The sequence below is a fragment of the Sphingomonas degradans genome (assembly GCF_053502645.1).
In genome coordinates this window covers 3,327,804-3,345,014 of the sequence record NZ_CP177172.1, presented here as the reverse complement: position 1 = coordinate 3,345,014, position 17,211 = coordinate 3,327,804, and the positions used below count along the sequence as shown (strand labels likewise).

The window sequence follows — 17,211 nt, the reverse complement described above, 5'->3', positions numbered from 1 at the left end:
CCTGCGCTCCCCCGTCGCGGCGATGTCAGCCGACAATGCGGTGCAGCGCGCACAGCTTGTTGCCCGCCGGATCGCGCAGATAGGCGAGGTAGAGCTTGCCGAACGGGTTCTCGCGCACGCCGGGCGGGTCTTCGCAGGGCGTGCCGCCCGCGGCGATGCCCGCCGCATGCCAGGCGTCCGCCGCCTCGGGCGAGGGCATGGCGAAGCCCACGGTGCCGCCATTGGCGTGGCAGGCCGGCTCGCCGTTGATCGGCACGCTCAGCATCAGCGTGCCGCCATTGTGGCGATATATGACGCGCCCCTTGGGATCGACCATCCCGGCAGGGCTGCCGATCACGGCCAGCGTGGCGTCGTAGAACGACTTGGACGCCTCAATGTCGTTGGTCCCCAGCATGACATGGCTGAACATCGTCGCTTCCCCTCGCTGCTTTCAGGTTATTAGTACACCACCACGCTGCGGATGCTCTCGCCCGCATGCATCAGGTCGAATCCCTTGTTGATCTCGTCCAGCGTCAGGACGTGGGTGATCATCGGGTCGATCGCGATCTTGCCATTCATGTACCAGTCGACGATCTTCGGCACGTCGGTGCGGCCCTTGGCGCCGCCGAACGCCGTGCCGCGCCAGTTGCGCCCGGTGACGAGCTGGAACGGGCGGGTGCTGATTTCCTTGCCTGCCTCTGCCACGCCGATGATGATGCTGGTGCCCCAGCCGCGATGGCACGCCTCGAGCGCCTGGCGCATCACGGTCGTGTTGCCGGTGCAGTCGAACGTATAGTCCGCGCCGCCATCGGTGAGCGCGACGAGGTGCGCGACCAGATCGTCAACGTCTTTGGGATTGACGAAATGGGTCATGCCGAACTTGCGGCCCCATTCTTCGCGGTCCGGGTTGATGTCGACGCCGACGATCATGTTCGCGCCCGCCATCTTTGCGCCCTGGAGCACGTTGAGGCCGATGCCGCCCAGCCCGAAGACGATGACGTTGTCGCCGACCTGGACCTTCGCCGTGTTCACCACGGCACCGACGCCGGTGGTGACGCCGCAGCCGATATAGCAGCTGGTCTTGAACGGCGCGTCCTCGCGGATCTTCGCCACGGCGATTTCGGGCAGCACGGTGAAGTTCGAAAAGGTCGAGCAGCCCATGTAATGGAAGATCGGCTGCCCCTTGTAGCTGAAGCGCGTAGTGCCGTCGGGCATCAGCCCCTTGCCCTGCGTCGCGCGGATCGCGGTGCACAGGTTGGTCTTGCCGCTGAGGCACGACTTACACTGGCGGCATTCGGGGGTGTAGAGCGGGATGACATGGTCGCCCGGCTTCACGCTGGTGACGCCCGCGCCGACTTCGCGGACGATGCCCGCGCCTTCATGGCCGAGTACGCTGGGGAACAGCCCTTCGCCGTCGAGCCCGTCGAGCGTGTAGGCATCGGTGTGGCAGATGCCCGTCGCCATGATTTCGATCAGCACTTCGCCCGCCTTGGGGCCTTCCAGGTCGAGCTCGACGATCTCGAGGGGCTTTTTCGCTTCGAAGGCGACGGCGGCGCGGGTTTTCATGATCGGATCATCCAACAGGTTTGTCGGGCCTGATCCTCGAAAGGGGCGGCGCTGGCAAGAGGGCCAGTGCGTTCCCGGCCGGCATGCACCTATCGGCGCGGGCGGCGGGGAAAATGGTGCTGCCGGTGAGGATTGAACTCACGACCTCAGCCTTACCAAGGATGCGCTCTACCACTGAGCTACGGCAGCACTCGCCGGGCCAGGCCCGGGCGGGAGGGGCCTATGTGCAGGGCGACACCCGATTGTCAACTACAACCCGCACAGTCTAACAAAACTCTTATGCGAGAACCCGAAAACGAGGCCGATCGAAAGGCCAGGCTGGCCGCCGCGCTGCGCGAGAACCTGCGCAAGCGCAAGGCACAGGCGCGAGCACAGGCGACCGATTCGCCGCCCGAGGACAGGGACTAGCCGATCGGCGCGCATTTTGCGGCGAGCCAGGCGCGGTCGGCGTCCGACAATTGCGGGCCGACGATCGACAGCACCTGGGCGTGATAGGCGTCCAGCCAGGCCTTTTCCTGCGCCGAGAGCAAAGCAGGCACGATCAGCGTGCGTTCGATCGGCGCGAAGGTGAGCGTTTCGAACGCCAGCATCGGCTGTTCGGCGCCGGCGATCTCCGCCGGCACGATCAGCACCAGATTCTCGATCCGGATGCCGAATTCGCCGCCCTTGTAATAGCCGGGCTCGTTGGAGAGGAACATGCCCGCGCGCAGCGGCTCCAGCGCCTGGCCGCCGGGATAGAAGGGCTGGGCGATTCGCTGCGGCCCTTCGTGCACCGAAAGATAGGCGCCGACGCCGTGGCCGGTGCCGTGGCCGTAGTCGAGCCCGACTTCCCACAGCGGGCGCCGCGCGAAGCTGTCCAGCTGCGCGCCCGTCGTGCCATCGGGGAAGATCGCCGTGGCGATGCCGATATGCCCGCGCAGTACGCGAGTGAAGCGGTCCTTCATCTCGTCGCTCGCCTCGCCCACCGGCATCACGCGCGTCACATCGGTGGTGCCATCGGCGTACTGGCCGCCCGAATCGACCAGATAGAGCTGGCCGCGTTCGATCGGCAGGCTCGATTCGGCGGTCACCTTGTAATGCGGGATCGCGCCGTTGGGGCCGGTGGCGGAGATGGTGTCGAAGCTCAGATCCTTGAGCAGCCCGGTTTCCGCGCGGAACGCCTGGAGGCGATCGGCGGCGGACATTTCGGTGAGCCCGCCCTGCGGCGCGGTTTCCTCGAACCATTTCAGGAAGCGGACCAACGCCGCGCCGTCGCGCGCCTGTGCCGCCTTGTGCCCGGCGATTTCGGCGGGGTTCTTGATCGCCTTTGCCAGCACGACCGGATCGCGCACCGACAGGATCTTTGCCCCGCCCGCATCGAGCGCGTCGAAGATCGCGGCCACAGCGCGTTCGGGATCGGCGGCGACGCGCTTGCCGGCCAGCGCCTGGAGTGCGGGGGCGAAGGCGGCGCGATCCTGCACGCGAATCGCATTGCCCAGATGCTGGCGCACCGCGTCGGTGATCTTTTCCGGCGCGGCGAACAGGTCGGCGGTGCCGTCGGCATGGACGATGGCATAGGCGAGCGCGACCGGGGTGTGCGTCACGTCGGTGCCGCGCACGTTGAAGGCCCAGGCGATCGAATCGAGCGCGGACAGCACCACGGCGTCGGCCTTGCGCACCGCCAGCCAGTCAGCGATCTCGGCACGCTTGGCGGGGGAGGATTTGCCCGCCAGCGCATCGTCCTGCACCGCGAGCGTGGCATCCGACGGCGCGGGCCTGTCCTGCCACACCGCGTCGATCGGATTGGTGGCGACGGCGACCAGTTCGGCGCCCTTTTCCGCCAGCGCGCGGCGCGCTTCCTCCACCCAGGCGCGGGTGTGGAGCCACGGGTCATAGCCGATGCGCCCGCCATCGGGGGCATGGGTGCCCAGCCAGTCGGCCACGCTGGTCGCCGGCACGCCGACATAGGCCCAATCGTCGCCCGACACCTGTTGCCGCACCTGGAGCGTGTAGCGCCCGTCGGTGAAGATCGCCGCTTCCTGCGGCAGCACCACGGCAGTGCCCGCCGACCCCTGGAACCCGGTCAGCCACGCCAGCCGCTGGGCATAGTCGCCGACATATTCGGACATATGCTCATCGGTGAGCGGCACGACGAAGCCGTCGAGGCGATCGCGGGCGAGCTGTTCACGAAGGGCCTTCAGGCGGTCGGCATGGCTGGACATATCAGGCGATCCCACGGGCCGGACGCGCCGGCGCGGCAAAAATGTTGAGGAAGTTTAGGCCTGCACGGGGTGCCGGAGGCGGGCAATAAACTTCGCGACGGCTGCCCATATAGGGAGCGGTTCGGCGCGCGGCGAGGGGGTGTTGCGTCCCCATTGAAGGCGCCCCAACGCGCCGCCAACGCGCCACCGGCGCCCCGGCAAAGCGCCACCGACGCGCCTAGAACGCGACGCCGACGCACAAGTGGCGATCGGGTGCCGGCTCGCCCTTGTCAGCGTCGCGCAGCGCGACATCGACGCCCACACAGGTCCGCGCCACCTTGGGCAGCATCCGCAGGCTGAGCACATAGCCGAGCACCGCGCTGCCGCCATAGCCGACGATCGGGGTCGGGTAATTGCCGATCGCCGCCGCCAGGATCGTCGTCAGCCAGACGATGCCGAACACCGAATAGGCCTCGCGCCGGTCGACGTCATAGAGCCGCCCGACGATCGCCGGCACCAGCAGCAACACCGATCCGCCGAGCACCGCCAGCCCCGCGAGCGCATGGACATCGAACGCCGAGTACAGGATCTGGTCGACATAGGGCATCGCCGGCAGCGCGTCGGGCTGGACCAGCGTCGCGGCGAAGCCGGCGATCGCGGCGGCGAAGGCGGGCAGCACGAACCGGTCGGGGCGCAGCACTGCGAGCGCGGTCATCCCCGCCGCCAGCACGCCCGCCATCGCGCGATCGGGTTGGAGCGCGAGCGCGGCGGCGGCGACGACCATCCCGACCATCGCGAGCGGCCCCCGCGTCCGGGCAAAGCCGACCAGCATCGCGGGCAACAGGATCAGGCTGGGCTGGAGGAACAGCGGCCCGAGCTGGAACCAGCGCGCCGCACCGTCGCTGCGATAGCCGAACAGCGCCGTCACCAGCAGGACGGCTGCCATCGCCAGCGTCGCCGCGCCCGGCCAGCGCCCCGCCGCCAGCGCCATCCGCCCGACCAGCGCGAGCAGGACCAGCCCCAGCGCCAGCGCGCCCGCATTGACGCCCAGATAGTGGAACGGCGCCCCCGCCGCGGCCATATAAGCGAGCCCGAGCAGGACCGCCCCGACCGCACAGGCGATCCCGACGGCGCGCGGACGGCGCACCGCAGCAGTGTAGAAACGCATGTCTGTCATTCCCTCCGTTGAAAGCCCGTCCGCCCCGGCCAGCGCGACCGAGGGGGGCAGCAAGTGAAAAGCGAGGATGCACGGCAAAAGGCCGCGCAGGCTGTCGAGTGCGTAGCGCAGCGCGGCGCCATCGTCGGCGATGTCGGCGACTTCCAGGCGGATCGCCCATCCCCAGGAGCCGAGGTGCGGCGGCAGCACGGCCACCAGCGCGCGACAGACTGCTTCGGCGAGCCGCCGTCGCAGCCCGCTCACGACAGCGCCTTTCGCGCGGCGGCGGGCGCCGGGGCCGCGCTGGGCGGATTGTCGCGCGCGAGCTGGATGCCGCTGGCGGTCAGGCGATAGGCGTGGCGCGGCGGTCGCCCGCCTTCGGGTGGGGCCTGCCATTCGGCCTCCAGATAGCCCTGGCCCTCCAGCCGGATCAGCAGCGGATACAGCGTGCCCGAGCGGACCCCGGCGACGCGCGCCAGTTCATAGCCATGACACCACCCGCCCCCCGCGTCGAGCAGCGCGGCAAGGACGGAGCGGGCGTGATTCGATAGGGTGCGATTGCGAGCCATGCGGCTTAAATCGACCTAGGTAGATTTAACGTCAAGGGGGATTTTGGGGCGGGTCGGCATTTGGGGAGAATGCGCGCGTGCCGGCAGGGGAGTCGCGTGTGAAAACTACGCCGTCATCCTGACGAAAGTCAGGATCCATTCGGCGCTCCGGTTGCGCTCTTGACCTAAACGGAGCGGAAAATGGATCCCGGCCTTCGCCGGGATGACGAAATAGAGGGTCGCCCACCGCTTAAGCCGGAGGCGCTTTTCCACCGGGGAGAGGAGCGTGGTGCGCGCATCGCTCTGGCGATTGCGACGGTTCGGTGCGAATGCGGGGCGGCGGGGGCATCCCATCGGCACTTGCCAGCCTCGATCCGCCGCAATCCGCTTTCGTTAAGCACAAATCTTGGGCTTGCGTTCACGATGCCGTTCCCACGGCATTCCCACATCGACTTTGTACCAAAGGGCGTACCCTCCGAATGCGTTTTTACCTCGCCACGTCGTTCATTTTCCCGCGCAGTTTCCGCCTGCGGCTGTTTGCGATCTGTTTCGTGGGGACGCATGTGCCGTTGCTGACCTATATCCTGTGGGGCGTCGCGACGGGGCGGCTGGTGCTGGCCGATGTGTTGTTGCTGCTCCTGGCCACGGTGATCGGCATGGGGCTGGCGCTGTCGGGGATCGGCGCGTTGCTGGCGCCGTTGCAGGCGGCGATCGAGCAGGGCAAGGCGCCGCTGCCGCTGCCGCCGGGCAAGGACGTGGCCGGCGCGGTGCTCGACGGGGTGAACCCCGCGGGCGACGCAGCGGATCGCCGCGCCCGCGCGCTCGAACTGGCGGCGCACGAGGATGTGCTGACGGGGGCGCTCAACCGGCGCGGCTTTCTGGCCGAGATCGAGCGGGCCGAGGCGCGCAGCCACGGCGTGATCGCGCTGCTCGACCTGGATTATTTCAAGCAGGTCAACGACCGGCTGGGGCATGACACCGGCGACCTGGTGCTGCGCGGCTTTGCCGGGCGATTGTCCGCCGAGCTGCGCCGCCGCGACGTGCTGGCGCGATGGGGCGGGGAGGAGTTCTCCGTGCTGTTCTGGGACGTGACCGAGCGCGAGGCCGCGACCGTGCTGGAGCGCGTGGCGCGCTCGCTGCGCGAGGACCCGCTGGCGACGGTGGACGGGCGGCCGGTGACCTTCTCGGCCGGGCTGGCGCGGTTCCGCCAGGGCTGGCTGGAGGCGTCGCTCAACCTTGCCGACGAGGCGCTGTACGAGGCCAAGCACGCCGGCCGCGACCGCATCGTGCGCGAGGCGCCGGTGGCGGCAGGCGAAGTGGGCGCCGACTGAACGGTGTTACCAATGTTTCCTTATACCCCTCCCGCAAGCGGGAGGGGGGAAGATCGAAGGCTCCGCTGAACGCGTGGTTCCCCCGGTGCGGGCGGGCGGCTATGGGGGCGGGATGACCGATTTTCCCAAGCCCCCCGTCGCCGCGACCCGCCCCTTCAGCTTCGAGCGGCACGGTGTCACGATCGAAGACCCCTGGGCGTGGATCAAGGACCCCGGATACCCCGACGTCACCGACAAGGACGTGCTGGCCTATCTGGACGAAGAGAACGCCTATTTCGAGGCCGTGATGGCGCCGCACAAGCCGCTGTCCGACCGGCTGTTCACCGAGATGCGCGGGCGCATCAAGGAAGACGAATCGACCGTGCCGCAGCAGGACGGCGACTGGATCTACTGGACCGATTACGAGACCGGCGGCGAATATCCGCGCTGGTGGCGGCGGCACGTCAACGGCGGCGAGGACCAGCTGATCCTGGACGAGCCGGCGCTCGCGGCGGGCAAGGAATATTTCCGGCTGGGCGCGATTTCGGGCAGCCCGGACGGTCGCTGGCTGGCCTATGCGTTCGACGACAACGGGTCCGAGCGGTTCGAGGTCCGGGTGAAGGACCTGGAGACGGGCGAGCTGTTGCCCGATGTGATTTCGGGGATGCTGTCCGAGATTGTCTGGACGTCGGATTCCAAGGGGTTCCTCTACGGCCTGGCGAACGAGAACTGGCGGACCGACAATGCCCGCTGGCACAAATTGGGCGACGCGATCGAGGACGATCTGGAAATCTTCCGCGAGGCGGATGAGGGGTATCGCGTCGCCGTGGGCGAGACCCAGTCGCGCAAATATCTGCTCGTCTCGACCGGCGACCATGTGACCAGCGAAGTCTATCTGCTCCCCGCCGACAATCCGGCGGCACCGCTGGTCTGCGTCAGTCCGCGCAAGCCGGGGCGCGAATATGACGTGGACGAGCATGACGGCACGCTGTTCATCCACACCAACGACATCGACCCGCAATTCCGGCTGGTGACCGCGAGCGTGGATGCGCCCGGCGAATGGCGCGAGCGGATCGCGCCGTCGCGGCATTTCTACATGACCGGCGTCACCTGTTTCGCCGATTTCTTCGTGGTCGAGGGGCGCGAGGACGGGCTCGACCAGATCGAGCTGCACCGATACGACCCCGCCGTGCCGCCGGTGCGGCTCAAATTCCCCGAGGCGAGCTATGTCGCCGGCCTGGGCGACAATCCCGAATATGCAGTGCGCAAGCTGCGGCTGGGCTATGAATCGATGGTCACGCCGGGGACGGTGCAGGACTATCACGTCGCGACCGGCGAGCTGGAGACGCTGAAGGTCCAGGAGATCCCCAGCGGCTATGACGGCAGCAAATATGCGACCGAGCGGCTGAAGATCACCGCGCGCGACGGCACCGAAGTGCCGGTGTCGATCGTCTATCCGCGCGATTTCCCGCGCGACGGGAGCGGCAAGCTCTATCTCTATTCCTATGGCGCCTATGGCCATGCGATCGCGCCGGGATTCTCGACCAGCCGGATGTCGTTCCTCGATCGCGGCATCGCCTATGCCATCGCGCATATCCGCGGCGGCGACGATCTGGGCCAGCAATGGTATCTGGACGGCAAGCTGGAAAAGCGCACCAACACGTTCAACGATTTCGTCGATGTGGCCAGGGGGCTAATCGAACGCGGCTTTACCCATGCGGGAGGCGTCGCGATCGCCGGGCGCAGCGCGGGCGGCGAGCTGATGGGGGCGGTGGTCAATTCCGATCCCGAATTGTGGGGCGCGGTGATCGCCGACGTGCCGTTTGTCGACGTGCTCAACACGATGCTGGACGAGACGCTGCCGCTGACGCCGGGCGAGTGGCCCGAATGGGGCAACCCGGTGGAGGACCCGGCGGCGTTCGAACTGATCCGATCGTACAGCCCGTACGACAATGTGCGGGCACAGGCCTATCCGCCGCTGTTCATCTCGGGCGGGCTCAACGATCCGCGCGTGACCTATTGGGAGCCGGCCAAATGGGCGGCGAGGCTGCGCGCGACCAAGACCGACGATAACGTGCTGCTGCTCAAGACCAACATGGGCGCGGGCCATGGCGGCAAATCGGGCCGGTGGGAGAGTTTGAAGGAAGCGGCGGACGAAATGGCGTTCGTGCTGTGGCAGCTGGGGGGCGAGGGGTAATCGCAGGCGGTTTGCCCGGCGGCCCTGGGCCCCCGCTTTCGCGGGGGAACGGGGATCAGCTCAGCATGTCGCGCAGTTTCGACGAGACGAACTCGCCCTGGCCCCGCACCAGCATGTGCGCGGCGAGCCCCTCGCGGTCTGCCAGCGCCATGCCGGCGGGGCCGAGCACGCCGAGCGCGGTGGCCCAGGCGTCGGCGAGCATGCAGCGCGGGTGCAGCACCGACACCGACGCCACGCCATTCGCAAGCGGGCGGCCGGTGCGTGGGTCGATCGTGTGGGCGTAACGCTGGCCGTCCTGCGTGAAGCCGCGCCGGTAATCGCCCGAGGTCGCGATCGACAGGCCGTGGAGCGCCACGCGCAGCGGTGCTGTGGGGATGCCGGGGACGGGCTCGACATCGACCCACCAGGGCTGGCCATCGGGCTTGATCCCCTCGCCGCGCAGCTCGCCGCCGATCTCGACGAGGAAGTCGCTCAAGCCCGCGCCGTGCAGCCGCTCTGCCACGGCGTCGACGGCATGGCCCTTGGCGATCCCTGAGAAATCGAGCGCGACCGGCGCGGTGCGGTGGGCGCGGCGGCTGTCGTGGACGATATGGCGCGCGCCCGAACGGGCCAGCGCGTCGGCGATTGCGGCGTCGCTGGGCACGCCCTCGCGCGGGCCGGGCGGGCCGAAGCCCCACAGGTCCGCCAGCTGGCCCATCGCCGGATCGAATGCGCCCTCGCTGGCGGTGGCAACATCGAGCGCAGCGGCCAGCACGGTGGCGAAGCCGGGGGGCAGGGGCTGCCAGCGCCCCGGCTCGGCGCGGTTGAAGCGGCTCAGCGCGGAATCGGGTGCCCAGTGGCTCATTTCCGCGACGACGCGGTCGAGCGCGGCCTGAATCGTGGCGGGCGTGCCCGCGTCCGCTCCCACGGCGCGGACCGACCAGCCGGTGCCCATCGTCATGCCCTGGAACAGCGATACCTGCGCACCGGCCTGCCGCCTGCGGAACGCCGCGGGCGACAGGCCGGGTGGCACGGCAATGCGCGACTCGAAGGTCAGGGCGCCAGTACTTCCAGCGTGGTGGTGTAGCTCACGCGGCGCGGCTGCGGGCCGGCGGGGCGGGGTGCGCCTGCACCTGCGCCGGGACCACCGGGGCCGCCCTGGCCCATGCCCGGACCGCCGGGGCCTTCCTGCCCCTCAGGACGCGGAGCGTTGGGGGTGACGTTGAGCCAGTACATGCCCGGCGTCGGCCATTTGATCGTGACCTTGCCCTGCGCGTCGGTCTTGAGATCGATCTGGCCGAGCGAATCCCGATAGCGGTTGCCGCCGGGGATCGCCGTCACGAACATGCCGGCGGCGGGCTTGCCGTCGAGCACGAACTGGAACGTCGCGCCTTCGCCGGCAACGAGATCGTTCGGGTGCGTCACCGGCACCAGCTCCAGCCCCTTGCCGGTCGGCTTGAACACGGTGGTGGTGGGCGCGCCCTGCGTCACGAAGATTTCGTTGCGGGTGCTGTTTTCCGTCGTGACGACGTCGGTCGCGCCCGCCGGGATGGCCGAAGCCAGCGTCGCCGCCGTGGTGCCGCGCGGCAGCATCTTGCGCTCGCCGTTGAGCATATAGCTGCCCATCAGCCCCTGGTTTACGAAGCCGATCTTGTACGTGCCCTGCTGCGTCAGATGCACGTCGAAGGTCGCGCGGAACTGGCCGACGGCGTGATGCTCGACCTTGCCCTCGGTCCCGTCGGGCTGGAGCACGGTGGGGACGATCGCGAGCGGGCGGTGATCGAAGAAGAACAGGTCGTTCGACACGGCGGCGTCCACCGTCACCCAATTGTCGGTGCCCGACACGGTGGTGGACGACGGCAACAGCCACATGCGGTGGGCGATGGCGGCGGGGGCGACGATCGCGGTCACGGCGGCAAGCGCGATCAGGGGGGTACGGAAGTGCATCATGGCAGGACTCCGGGTTAACGCTTGACGGTGAGCGAGACGGCGCCCAGCTCGCTCGCGCCCTTGGCACTCGCGGTGGCGCTGGTGCCGTTCCAGGTGAAGGGCACGCGGACGACTTCGCGGCCGCCGACTTCGCGCGCAGCCTCGATCACCAGCGTGTAGGTGCCGCCCGACAGCGCGGGCATTGCGCCGCTGCCGGCGGTCAGGCGCAGCTTCTGCACGCCCGGCGCGCGCGTGGCGCCGCTGACGCCGTCCGCCGGGAACTGCATCGTGCGGCCCGAGGCGCGCCACCATTGGCGGATGTCGCGCAGCCATTTGGTGCCTTCGCCGCCGCGCTTGTTCACGTCGTACCAGACCGAAAGCGTGCGCGGTGCCGCGCCTTCCTTCTCCAGCCAGATCGCGACATAGGGGCGGTGATATTCGGCGACGGTCAGCTTGGGGATGGTGATGCTGACGTCCAGCGTCTGGGCGGCGGCCCCGGCGGGGAAGACCGCCACCCCGCCCAGCGCGGCGGTGGCAAGTCCGGTCAGGCGAAACTGCATGGCGACGCTTTCCTTTAGTGAATGAAGAACAGGGCGATCAGCGCCGGGATGAGCAGCCCCAGGCCGACCAGCGGCCAGGTGCTCTTGCGGTGCTTCGAATGCATCTGGAGCAGGACCAGGCCCGTCAGCGAGAAGATGACGCAGGCGAGCACGAAGATGTCGAGGAACCATTTCCACACCGTGCCGGCGTTGCGCCCCTTGTGGAGATCGTTGAGGTACGCGATCCAGCCGCGCGACGTGACTTCGGACGTGACCGCGCCGGTCTCGCGATCGATCGAGATCCAGCCGTCGCCGCCGGGACGCGGCAGCGCGAGGTAGATTTCGTCGGCGGACCATTCGGCGATGCCGGCTGCCTTGAGCGGCAGCTTGCTTTCGACAAAGGCGGCGACGGGCGCGGGCAGCGGCTTCTTCGCATCGGGCGCGTCGTCGGGCTTCACCTGCGCCAGCAACGCAGGCGGCAATTGCGCCGCAGTCTCAACCGATTTGGGCGACCCTTCGATGTCGGCGGCGTGATTGAGCGTGAAGCCGGTGATCGCGAACAGCATCAGCCCGACCAGGCTGATCGCCGAACTCATCCAGTGCCAGGTATGAAGCTGCTTCAGCCAGAAGCTCTTGCGGCTGCGCTTGGCTTTAGCGGCGCGCGCAGCGTCGGCAGGGGCAGTTCCATGCATGGGGCGGGTAGGACTCGTGCGAAGTTGCTACCGCCGGATAAAGAGAACGATTCGCAATTGCAATGCGATTGGGGTGGGGACGTTCGGGTTTCTGTTCTCCTGCGAAGGCAGGAGTCCGGGGTTACGGGCGGTGTGCTCGGGGCTCTAGACCCCCGCTTTCGCGGGGGAACGGCGGGGCGGGTCGTGGCAGGCGGGTGCCCATCGCGGTTTCTGTTCTCCTGCGAAGGCAGGAGCCCAGGGTTACGGGCGGTGCGCTCGGGGCCCTGGGCCCCCGCTTTCGCGGGGGAACGGCGGGGCGGGTCGTGGCAGGCGGGTGCCCATCGCGGTTTCTGTTCTCCTGCGCAGGCAGGAGTTCAGGGTTACGGGCGGTGCGCTCGGGGCTCTGGGCCCCCGCTTTCGCGGGGGAACCAATGGCGGGTTCCCGAGAGCGGAACGGTCCCCCGGTCACCCTCTCCCCGGGACACGGGGAGAGAGTGTTGGTTCAGCGTCCCAGCAGGACGCGGGCCTGGCCGGCGATCTGGGCGAGCATCGCGGCGTTGGGGCTGGCGACCTGGCGCGCGCGGCGGACGAGGTTGGCGAACTGGTCGACGCGCGGTGCGTTTTCCGCGAGCCATGCGTCGAGCCCCTGTTGCGGATCGTCGCCCGGAATGCGACCCAGGAATTCCAGCCGCAATTGCTGGAAGTCGCGCGCGAGCCCCGCCAGCAACAGCCGCTCCCACGGATCGCCGGTGGTGATCCGCGCCGCCGTCGACTGCGCCCAATCGAGCCCCAGCGCGCTGCCGAGTTCGGTAAAGGCGCGGGCGAGCACGGTCTCGTCGATATGGCTGCGCACGCTGAGGTCGGCGAGCCCGATCACGCCGTCCAGCTCGAACAGGCGCACCACCTTGGTCACCAGCTCGGTCGGCGCGCCGGTCGCTTCGAGCCGCTGGGCCAGCTGGCCGCTCTGGTTGCGCACTTCCTCCAGGATCAGCGCCTGGGCCTGGTGATCGAGGGTGGCGATGCCCGGCAACAGGCGTTCGACCACCGCGCCGGGTGCCGTGCCCGGCTTGCACAGCCGGAGCAGGTCGGCGATGTGGCCGCGCGTCGTGACCGCGACTTCGTCGAACAGGGCGATGCGCGCGCCTTCGGCCATCGGCGTGGTTTCGATCGTCTCCCACAATTCGGGCAGGCCGAACAGCCGCTCGGCGACGACGAACATCGCCGCGATATCAGCCATCGCCGCGCCTTCCTCTTCCGCCAGCTCGAACGGGTGAAGCACGCCCAGCCGGTTGATGATGCGGTTGGCCAGCTTGGTCGCGACGATTTCGCCGCGCAGCCGGTGGTCGTCGATCGCGGCAGCGAAGCGCGCCTGCATCGCGCGCGGGAAGGCGGCGTGGAGATCCTCGGCCAGTTCGGGCAGCAGCCCCAGCTCGCGCCGCTCGATCGCGTCCTGCAACGCCAGCTTGGCCGAGGCGAGCAGCACGGCGAGTTCGGGCCGGGTCAGGCCATGGCCCTCCTGCGCGCGGCGCAGCAGATCGTCGTTGCCCGCCAGCCCCTCGACCGCACGGTCGAGCCGGCCGTTGCTTTCCAGCATTTCGATGACGCGCACATAGCTGGGCAACGCCACCGGCCCCGCCGCTTCCATGACCGACAGCGCCAGCGTCTGGAGGCGGTTATCCTCCAGCACCAGATGCGCGACATCGTCGGTCATCTCGGACAACAGGACGTTGCGGTCGGCGAAGGCCAGACGCCCTTCGATCATCTCGCGGTTGAGCGCGATCTTGATGTTCACTTCATTGTCCGAACAATCGACGCCCGCCGAATTGTCGATGAAGTCGGTGTTGAGGCGCCCGCCATGCGCGGCAAAGACAATGCGCGCGGCCTGGGTGACGCCCAGATTGGCGCCTTCGCCGATCACCTTGGCGCGGACATCCTCGGCATTGACGCGCAGCCGGTCGTTGGCGGGATCGCCCACGTCGACATGGCTCTCGACCGCCGCCTTGATATAGGTGCCGATGCCGCCGAACCACAGCAGGTCGACCTGCGACTTGAGGATCGCAGTGATGAGCGAGGTGGGATCGATTTCGGTGACGCCCAGCCCCAGCATCGCCTGGACCTCGGGCGTCAGCTTGATCGACTTTTCGGTGCGGGCGAACACGCCGCCGCCCTGCGAGATCAGGCTGGGGTCGTAATCGGCCCAGCTCGAGCGCGGCAGCGCGAACATGCGCGCGCGTTCGGCCCAGCTCTTCGCCGGATCGGGATCGGGATCGAGGAAGATGTGGCGGTGATCGAACGCGGCCACGACCTTCAGCGCCTTGGACAGCAGCATCCCGTTGCCGAACACGTCGCCCGACATGTCGCCGCAGCCGGCGACGCGGACCGACTCCGCCTGCACGTCGATGCCCATTTCCAGGAAATGCCGCGTGACCGAGACCCAGGCCCCCTTGGCGGTGATGCCCATCGCCTTATGGTCATAGCCATGCGACCCGCCCGAGGCGAAGGCATCGCCCAGCCAGAAATTGCGATCGGTCGCGATTCTGTTGGCAACGTCGGAGAAGGTTGCCGTGCCCTTGTCGGCGGCTACGACGAAATAGGGGTCCTGGCCGTCGTGGATCACGACGCCTTCGGGATGCACGACTTCGTTCGCGACGATATTGTCGGTGATCGACAGCAGCGATCGGATGAAGATGCGATAGCTCTCGGTCCCCTCGGCCAGCCACGCGTCGCGATCGGTGGCGGGGGAGGGGAGCAGCTTGGGATAGAAGCCGCCCTTCGCGCCGGTGGGCACGATCACCGCGTTCTTCACGCGCTGCGCCTTCATCAGCCCCAATATCTCGGTGCGGAAATCGTCGCGCCGGTCGGACCAGCGTAGCCCGCCGCGCGCGACCGGGCCGGCGCGCAGGTGGATGCCCTCGACGCGGGGGCTGTATACCCAGATCTCGCGCCAAGGCAGCGGCGCGGGCAGGCCGGGGACCTTGGCCGAATCGAGCTTGAACGCCAGTGCTTCGGCTGCGGCGGGGGCAAAGGCATTGGTGCGCAGCGTGGCGAGCACCACGCCCTTGAGCATGCGCAGGATGCGGTCGTCGTCGATCGCGGAGACCAGGTCGAGCCCGGCGTCGATCGCGCGCGTTGCCTCTTCGACCAGTTCGGTGTCGCCCTGGCGCGCGGGATTGTGTGCGCCCTCGAACCGGTCGATCAGCCCGGCGGCGACCAGCGGCGCGCGGCGCAGCGCGTCGACCACGGTCGCCATGCCATAGTTCATGCCGGTCTGGCGCAGATAGCGGAACCAGGCGCGGAACAGCACCACGGCGGACGGGGCCATGCCCGCCTCGACGATCAGCCGGTTGAACAGATCGTTCTCGGCGCGCCCTTCGAGTACTGCGGCGATCGCGCGCTCGACGGTGCCGGGGTCACGGTCCAGCGTTTCCGCCGGGCTGGTCGGCTCGACTTCGAAATCATGGATGAAGGCGCCGTTGAGCAGCTCGGTCGGCACTTCGTCGACGACGCGGAAGCCGAAATTCTCGAACACCGGCACTGCATCGGACAGCGGCAGCGCGCCGCCCAGCCGGTACAGCTTGATGCGATAGCTGCCCGCCTTTTTCGCGTGCGGCACGATCCGCACGCCACGATTTTCGGGCGTCTCCAGCGCGCCGATGCCGAGCACGTCCTGCGCCGCTTCCTCGGGCGTGTGGGTGGCGCGATAGACCTGGGGGAAGGCGTTGGCGAAGCGCAGTGTCAGGCGATAGGCGCCGCTGCCGATCTGGTCGGCAAGCACGGCCTCCACCGCCGGCACCCAGCCGCGCACCATCCGCCCCAGCCGCGCGTCGAGCGCTTCGGCATCGGGCATCACCCCGCCATTGCGCAGATCGAGCGTGTAGCGGATCTGCGCCGTCACGCCGTCTTCCAGCGCGATCGACCAGCTGATGAGCTGGGCATGCGCGGCCTTTTCCAGCATGTCGCCGATCGCCTCGCGGTGGCCGGTGGCGATCTGGTCGCGCGGCAGCCAGACGAACGCGAACAGATGGCGCCCCAGCGGGCTGCGCACCAGCACCAGCTTCGAGCGCGGGCGATCCGCGACCGACATGGCGGTGAGCACCAGGTTTTCGAGCGACGCCGTGTCGAACGCCGTGGTCAGGTCGTGCGGGAGCGCGGTGAGCGCGTGGGTCATCGCCTTGCCGGTATGGCCATTGGGGTCGAAGCCGAACTTCTCCTCCAGCGTCTCCAGCCGGTTGCGCAGCATCGGCACCAGCTGGGGCGGGGTGAACAGCGCCTGGCTGGTCCACAGGCCGATATGGATCGACAGCCCGGTGACGGTCTCGCCCGCCTTGACCGGCACGACGATGATGTCGAGCGGGGCGCTGCGATGCACCGTCGACAGCGCGTTCGACTTGAGCAGCAGCGGCGCTTCGCCGCCCTCCCGGAAATAGCGCAGCGCCGCCTGGCGCGAGCTTTCCGCCAGCAGCGGCACGTCGAGCGTGTAGCGCGACAGCCCCAGATGGTCGGCGGCCTCGCCCTCGGCGGTCCACGTTTCGTGCCCGAGCAGCGTCATCGCATCGTCGGCGAACCAGCGCAGCAGCGCCTCTCCCTCGCGCGAGGGGATCTGGACCGCGTCGGCGCCCATCGCGCGCTGGAGCGGGCGCCAGTCGTCCACCACGTCGCGGACGTGCTCGAGGATGCGTTCCAGTTCGCTCGCCAGGTTGCGGCGGCGCTTGGAATCGGCGCGCTCCATTTCGATGTAGATGATCGATTCGGGCACCGCGCCGGGGGCGTCGCCCAGCCCGGTGATCGCCCCGCTCGCGTCGCGCGCGATCGGCATGACCGGATGGATGATGCGGTGGATGCCCAGATCGTGCGCCGCGATCGCCGCAGAGATCGAATCGACCAGGAAGGGCATGTCGTCGTTGACGACCGCGAGCCGCATCTGGCGCCGGTCCTCGTCCCGATAGGATTCGAGCCGGATCTGCGGCGTGCGCGCAGACCGTACGGCGGCGGCGCCGGCGACGAAATCCGCCGCCTCGGCCCGCTCGGCCGCATCGAAACCTTCCAACTCTCCCGGCAGGGCCCCTTCGAGCAGCCGTTCCTCGAACGCCTGCATCAGCGACGTCATCATGTTTTTCATGGAGCGCATATGCGCCCCTCAGCGGCCTAGCTCAAGGC

13 protein-coding genes and 1 tRNA gene are annotated in these 17,211 nt (G+C 68.5%); 3 read left to right on the top strand and 11 right to left on the bottom strand.

Annotation, left to right across the window (positions count from 1 at the left end; genetic code table 11):
• Positions 1–25: 25 nt before the first annotated feature.
• From ACG3SL_RS15265 to ACG3SL_RS15255, 3 genes are all read right to left on the bottom strand, one after another.
• Positions 26–409 carry a VOC family protein gene (locus ACG3SL_RS15265; protein ID WP_448662031.1) on the bottom strand — a complete coding sequence of 128 codons (384 nt, stop codon included), beginning with the start codon at positions 407–409 and terminating at the stop codon, positions 26–28.
• Between the two features lie 29 nt (positions 410–438).
• Positions 439–1,545, bottom strand: a complete 1,107-nt coding sequence (locus ACG3SL_RS15260; protein WP_448662030.1) for an S-(hydroxymethyl)glutathione dehydrogenase/class III alcohol dehydrogenase — start codon at positions 1,543–1,545, stop codon at positions 439–441.
• A gap of 114 nt (positions 1,546–1,659) precedes the next feature.
• Positions 1,660–1,734, bottom strand: a tRNA-Thr gene (locus tag ACG3SL_RS15255).
• A 90-nt stretch (positions 1,735–1,824) separates the two neighbouring features.
• Here ACG3SL_RS15255 and ACG3SL_RS15250 point away from each other — a divergent pair.
• Positions 1,825–1,953, top strand: coding sequence for a hypothetical protein (locus ACG3SL_RS15250; RefSeq protein WP_448662029.1), 129 nt, complete (start codon positions 1,825–1,827; stop codon positions 1,951–1,953).
• Here the strand turns inward: ACG3SL_RS15250 and ACG3SL_RS15245 are convergent.
• The 3 genes from ACG3SL_RS15245 to ACG3SL_RS15235 form a co-directional block, all read right to left on the bottom strand.
• The gene (locus tag ACG3SL_RS15245) at positions 1,950–3,746 is read right to left on the bottom strand and encodes an aminopeptidase P family protein (protein WP_448662028.1); all 1,797 of its coding nucleotides are present in this window, start codon (positions 3,744–3,746) and stop codon (positions 1,950–1,952) included. The two genes, ACG3SL_RS15250 and ACG3SL_RS15245, sit on opposite strands and share 4 nt — an antisense overlap.
• Positions 3,747–3,963: 217 nt before the next feature.
• Positions 3,964–5,145 (bottom strand): hypothetical protein, encoded by a 1,182-nt coding sequence (locus tag ACG3SL_RS15240; protein WP_448662027.1) that lies wholly within the window; start codon positions 5,143–5,145, stop codon positions 3,964–3,966.
• Positions 5,142–5,450 (bottom strand): PadR family transcriptional regulator, encoded by a 309-nt coding sequence (locus tag ACG3SL_RS15235; RefSeq protein ID WP_448662026.1) that lies wholly within the window; start codon positions 5,448–5,450, stop codon positions 5,142–5,144. The genes ACG3SL_RS15240 and ACG3SL_RS15235 overlap by 4 nt, the downstream gene beginning before the upstream one ends.
• 458 nt (positions 5,451–5,908) lie before the next feature.
• Here ACG3SL_RS15235 and ACG3SL_RS15230 point away from each other — a divergent pair, with 458 nt between their 5' ends.
• Together ACG3SL_RS15230 and ACG3SL_RS15225 are read left to right on the top strand one after the other, a co-directional pair.
• Entirely contained in the window at positions 5,909–6,760 is an 852-nt protein-coding gene (locus ACG3SL_RS15230) for a GGDEF domain-containing protein (protein ID WP_448662025.1), read from the top strand.
• A 112-nt stretch (positions 6,761–6,872) separates the two neighbouring features.
• On the top strand, positions 6,873–8,936 hold the full coding sequence (locus tag ACG3SL_RS15225; RefSeq protein WP_448662024.1) for a S9 family peptidase: 2,064 nt from the start codon (positions 6,873–6,875) through the stop codon (positions 8,934–8,936).
• A gap of 55 nt (positions 8,937–8,991) precedes the next feature.
• Here the strand turns inward: ACG3SL_RS15225 and ACG3SL_RS15220 are convergent, their stop codons facing one another.
• The 5 genes from ACG3SL_RS15220 to ACG3SL_RS15200 all read right to left on the bottom strand — a co-directional run bounded on the left by ACG3SL_RS15220 (position 8,992) and on the right by ACG3SL_RS15200 (position 17,173).
• A complete protein-coding gene (locus ACG3SL_RS15220; protein ID WP_448662023.1) occupies positions 8,992–9,948 on the bottom strand; it encodes an FAD:protein FMN transferase in 957 nt (318 codons plus the stop codon).
• 20 nt (positions 9,949–9,968) lie between these two features.
• Positions 9,969–10,862, bottom strand: a complete 894-nt coding sequence (locus ACG3SL_RS15215) for a DUF4198 domain-containing protein (RefSeq protein WP_448665142.1) — start codon at positions 10,860–10,862, stop codon at positions 9,969–9,971.
• A gap of 17 nt (positions 10,863–10,879) precedes the next feature.
• Entirely contained in the window at positions 10,880–11,404 is a 525-nt protein-coding gene (locus tag ACG3SL_RS15210; RefSeq protein ID WP_448662022.1) for a DUF2271 domain-containing protein, read from the bottom strand.
• A gap of 14 nt (positions 11,405–11,418) precedes the next feature.
• The gene (locus ACG3SL_RS15205; RefSeq protein WP_448662021.1) at positions 11,419–12,075 is read right to left on the bottom strand and encodes a PepSY-associated TM helix domain-containing protein; all 657 of its coding nucleotides are present in this window, start codon (positions 12,073–12,075) and stop codon (positions 11,419–11,421) included.
• 481 nt (positions 12,076–12,556) lie between these two features.
• Positions 12,557–17,173, bottom strand: a complete 4,617-nt coding sequence (locus ACG3SL_RS15200) for an NAD-glutamate dehydrogenase (protein WP_448665141.1) — start codon at positions 17,171–17,173, stop codon at positions 12,557–12,559.
• Positions 17,174–17,211: the final 38 nt, after the last annotated feature.